The sequence below is a fragment of the Leptospira vanthielii serovar Holland str. Waz Holland = ATCC 700522 genome, from assembly GCF_000332455.1.
Classification (GTDB): domain Bacteria; phylum Spirochaetota; class Leptospiria; order Leptospirales; family Leptospiraceae; genus Leptospira_A; species Leptospira_A vanthielii.
Window position 1 is genome coordinate 1 of record NZ_AOGY02000009.1, and the last position, 3,715, is coordinate 3,715.

Annotated in this window: 3 protein-coding genes and 2 pseudogenes; 2 read left to right on the forward strand and 3 right to left on the reverse strand. The window is 35.5% G+C overall.

Annotation, left to right across the window (positions count from 1 at the left end):
- Positions 1-190: 190 nt before the first annotated feature.
- Both LEP1GSC199_RS01450 and LEP1GSC199_RS01455 read left to right on the forward strand, forming a co-directional pair.
- Entirely contained in the window at positions 191-1,255 is a 1,065-nt protein-coding gene (locus tag LEP1GSC199_RS01450; protein ID WP_002976189.1) for a hypothetical protein, read from the forward strand.
- A 184-nt stretch (positions 1,256-1,439) separates the two neighbouring features.
- Positions 1,440-2,048 carry a hypothetical protein gene (locus LEP1GSC199_RS01455; protein WP_002976187.1) on the forward strand — a complete coding sequence of 203 codons (609 nt, stop codon included), beginning with the start codon at positions 1,440-1,442 and terminating at the stop codon, positions 2,046-2,048.
- A gap of 480 nt (positions 2,049-2,528) precedes the next feature.
- On the opposite strand, the pseudogene LEP1GSC199_RS22235 reads toward LEP1GSC199_RS01455, so the two are convergent.
- The 3 genes and pseudogenes from LEP1GSC199_RS22235 to LEP1GSC199_RS20640 form a co-directional block, all read right to left on the reverse strand.
- A pseudogene (locus tag LEP1GSC199_RS22235) lies at positions 2,529-2,869 on the reverse strand (integrase core domain-containing protein).
- Between the two features lie 100 nt (positions 2,870-2,969).
- A complete protein-coding gene (locus LEP1GSC199_RS21565; protein WP_415857899.1) occupies positions 2,970-3,083 on the reverse strand; it encodes a hypothetical protein in 114 nt (37 codons plus the stop codon).
- A 435-nt stretch (positions 3,084-3,518) separates the two neighbouring features.
- Positions 3,519-3,715 (reverse strand): annotated as a pseudogene (locus LEP1GSC199_RS20640) (transposase); the annotation flags it as partial.

The following is a 3,715-nucleotide window of genomic DNA, read 5'->3' on the forward strand; positions in this document are numbered from 1 at the left end:
GCATGGAAACGCTGCGCTTCGGGACGAGCCCTCGCTTGGGCTGCGCCACATTTCCCTTCTGTCACTCGTTTGCATTTGCAAACTCCGTGCCAGTCCCTAACGTCCCGGCGGGACTCAGGGTCGGGAAACGTCGTCTCCACTAGTTCGTTATGCGAAATCAGCCAAAGCTCTAATAATTTAGCAAAAATATATGAAAAAAATATTTGTTCATCCTCTCAAGGGTAAAGTTGGTGACACAATTAGACTACTGCATTCAGCAAAACAACTATATTCCAAATCCCAGGAACAAACAAAAATAGCAATTTACATGCACAAATCAGAAGCAATTAAAATTCAAGGCCTCTCAATTGATGAAAGGGATATATTAGAAACTCGATTTGGCTTTATAATTATTAACTTTTCTTATGCAGTTATTTATGGAATACCTGACTATTTTCTAAAATCAGAAAGTAATTGTCTAGTTCGTTTAGCATGGATTGCTTCGATATGTGAAAAGTCATATATTAAAAAAATTAATCACGTTTTCACACCTGAAAATTGTTCATTCTCATTAAAAAAAATATTCTTTTTTAACTTTCAGCGTATTGATAAAATAGATCTTACTTCAAAAAAAATTTGGGATCAAACTGAATTAATTAAAAGACCAAAATTGCGAAAAATCTATAGAATTATATATTTTGTTAGACACCATCAAACCCAACCATGGAGAAATTCAAATTTACTTATATTCCAAGATTTAAAGAAATTATTAAAATATTTTCCCAATTATCACTTATCAATAGCTGGTTTAGCTAATCGATCAGAATATCTACAAAATGGGTACCCTGAAAATGAAAATTATATCGAATATCAAATGTTTGATCTGTACAATGATCAGAAAGAAATCTATAAAACTTATGATCTTGCGATTGGAGTAAATTCTGCTAGTTTAGATATTGCAAGTATTGCAGGTATCCCGGTCCTAAGATTATGTGAATTTCAGGGACTTCCGAAATGCGGGATTGCAAAATATAATTCATTTTTATCTGTTAAAACTAATATTGGCATTATACCTAATGAATATGAAAACGAACACTGGTATGATCAATTAACAAGAAGGGCATTTCAAAAGATTGCTTCATTAATTTTGAAATCATTGACTAGTGATACCGAATCATTAACTATTTCGAAACATATATTACTGAATAACGCAGAAATATTAAGAGCAAAGAATTTGAAAACTTTAATTCGTTCAAAAATAGCTGACTTCGCATAACAGCGACTAACCGCTTCGCTTCGGCACAAGGCCTCGCTTGGGCTACGCCACATAGGCTTCTGGCACTCCCCTTGCATTCGCAAGTGTCGTTCCAGTCCCTAACGTCCCGTTTCCGGGACTCAGGGCCAGCCTACGTCGGTTAGTCTAGTTCGTTACACGCAATTTTGCCAACTTAACATCTAAAATGAAAAAAATCTTAACACTGGCTTTTGCGTTATATCTCGCAAGTTGCACTTTTTCAAAACATACTTTCCAGAAAGCAAATACTAATTTCCTCAAGAAAATTGATAATTCTTATAATGAGTATGTAATTCACATCGAAAATAAATTTAACGGTAGAAGTAAAAAAAATAGTTTGGGAATATATTCTGGAATTATCGATTCTTTAAAAAAATGCTCAATACAAAACAAGAGAATTTACCGATACATTGGCTTCTCTAAATTTCTAAATAATTCTTCTGAATCACTACAAATTTTGTCGGACGAATATCAAGGAAATCAACCTAAACGAATTGACCTTCATTTAATTTTAGATGATGAAGAATCCGCTGGAGACTTATATAATAATTCCGATCAGCTTTCGAAACATTCTTCATCAAAATACAATTCTAAGAAACTCCACAACTACAACCTATATCACTATTCCATTACTAATCCTTTAATAAATTTTGAATTTATTGAGAATATCGAATATGTTGGTCCTAGTTTAAATAACAATGAACCAGAAGAATATCTGGCTTTTGGAAAGATATTAGGAACAGAACTTTGTGAAGCATTAAAGAGCATCAATTAATGCAAAACTGCGTGTAACATCGCCTTAACGCTTCGCTTCGGGTCGAGCCCTCGCTCGGTCTGCGACACATAGGCTTCTGGCACTCCCCTTGCTTACGCAAGTGTCGTTCCAGTCCCTAACGTCCCGTTGGGACTCAGGGCCAGCCTACGTCGGTTAGCCTAGTTCGTTAGCCGAAATGAAGGAAATTAATAAATGATTGAACTTATTGAATTATTATCTATGGACTGCAGCTTTGATATTAAATATTTTCTAGAGATAGTAAAAGAATGTCTAACATAGGTGGTATTCTATTTGCAGGTTTTATAGCCTATCAAATAGCCTTTCGTGAACTAAAATTCAGCGCTATAAGAGAACTAACGCCACGTATGATAAAAACTTAAGACGAGAATTTCTGAATGAAATATCACATTGCTTTTCAATTTATCATGATATATGTGTCTTAGTTCAGTGAAAAACAGAATTTTGAGATTCAAAATTAAGCTAAGCAACAAGCCTTATATTAGCCTTTACCGAGTATTCTTTTCTCTTCAATTTTGCTTCAAGTAGTTTTTCTTTTCTTTCTGCTAAAATCTTTTCCTTGCGACCATAAAACACATCCATAGGTGTTACGTAACCGATTGCAGAATGAAGTCTTACCGAATTGTATTCTTCAATCCATTTACCAACTTCTTCTCTATTTGTTCGAGTGAATACATTGGTATTTCACGGATTAACTCAGTCTTAATGGTTCCATGAAATCTTTCTAGTTTCCCGTTGGACTGAGGATGATTTACAGAAGTCCGAACATTATGGATGAAAATTCTTTCAAAATTTGTTTGAATTCCTTAGTCAAGAATTGAGATCCATTGTCAGTTATAGACGAACCGCTAACTTATCGCCTCCAAGCCATTTGTCGCATGCTCCCATAAAACTAACTGTGTATCAAGTGACGCCACGTATACTGATTGACCATGCAAGGACTGCACGTGAAAATCCGTCTAACACTGATATCAAGTAAACAAAACTTCCTTTAAAATTGATATATGATATGTCCATATGCCAGTGTTCATGAATAGCTTTAGGTTGATCAAAACCTGTTTTCTTGATCTCCCAAGGGCTTTTGCCATCTGCGGTTTAAACCACAGTCCACAGAATGCGATATACACTAGAAGGAGACATATATGCTATGTTTTCATCAATCATCATCCATGCCAAAAGAACATATCCTTTGAATGGATGATTTCGTTTGTAATCTTCAACTGCCTTTCGTTCCTCTGGTGTTATCCAATGCGATTTTGGAATTACTTTCTTTGGTGATTTGTTTTTACATTTTCTCCAAACAGTTAACTTGCCTGGATTTACATCTATTTTACTACACAGGTATTTGATGGGGAGACCTGACGCCTCTTTCAGCCGATCTAAGGTATTTACAATCTCATGCTTTAATGCAGTCGAAACATGTAATCTGTCAGAGCTCCCCAGCTTCTTTTTTTAGGTCGATGATCCCCCTGTGAGTTCGGCTATGATTCTGTTTTTCCTCTCCAGTTCCTTTTCATACTTTTCTATCAGTTTCTTGTTTTCATTGGATTCTTTTTGATTCGACCCAGCCAATGCTTCGCGTCCTGCTTCCAATACTATTTTTAACCAATTTTGCATCATGGTTGGATGAATCCGATATTCATCACAGG

What these genes read in the sequence shown, in the direction of transcription:
- LEP1GSC199_RS01450 (WP_002976189.1), top strand. Translation starts at nt 191, where the DNA reads ATGAAAAAAATATTTGTTCATCCTCTCAAGGGTAAAGTTGGTGACACA.
- LEP1GSC199_RS01455 (WP_002976187.1), top strand. Translation starts at nt 1,440, where the DNA reads ATGAAAAAAATCTTAACACTGGCTTTTGCGTTATATCTCGCAAGTTGC.
- LEP1GSC199_RS21565 (WP_415857899.1), bottom strand. Translation starts at nt 3,083, where the DNA reads ATGGACATATCATATATCAATTTTAAAGGAAGTTTTGTTTACTTGATA.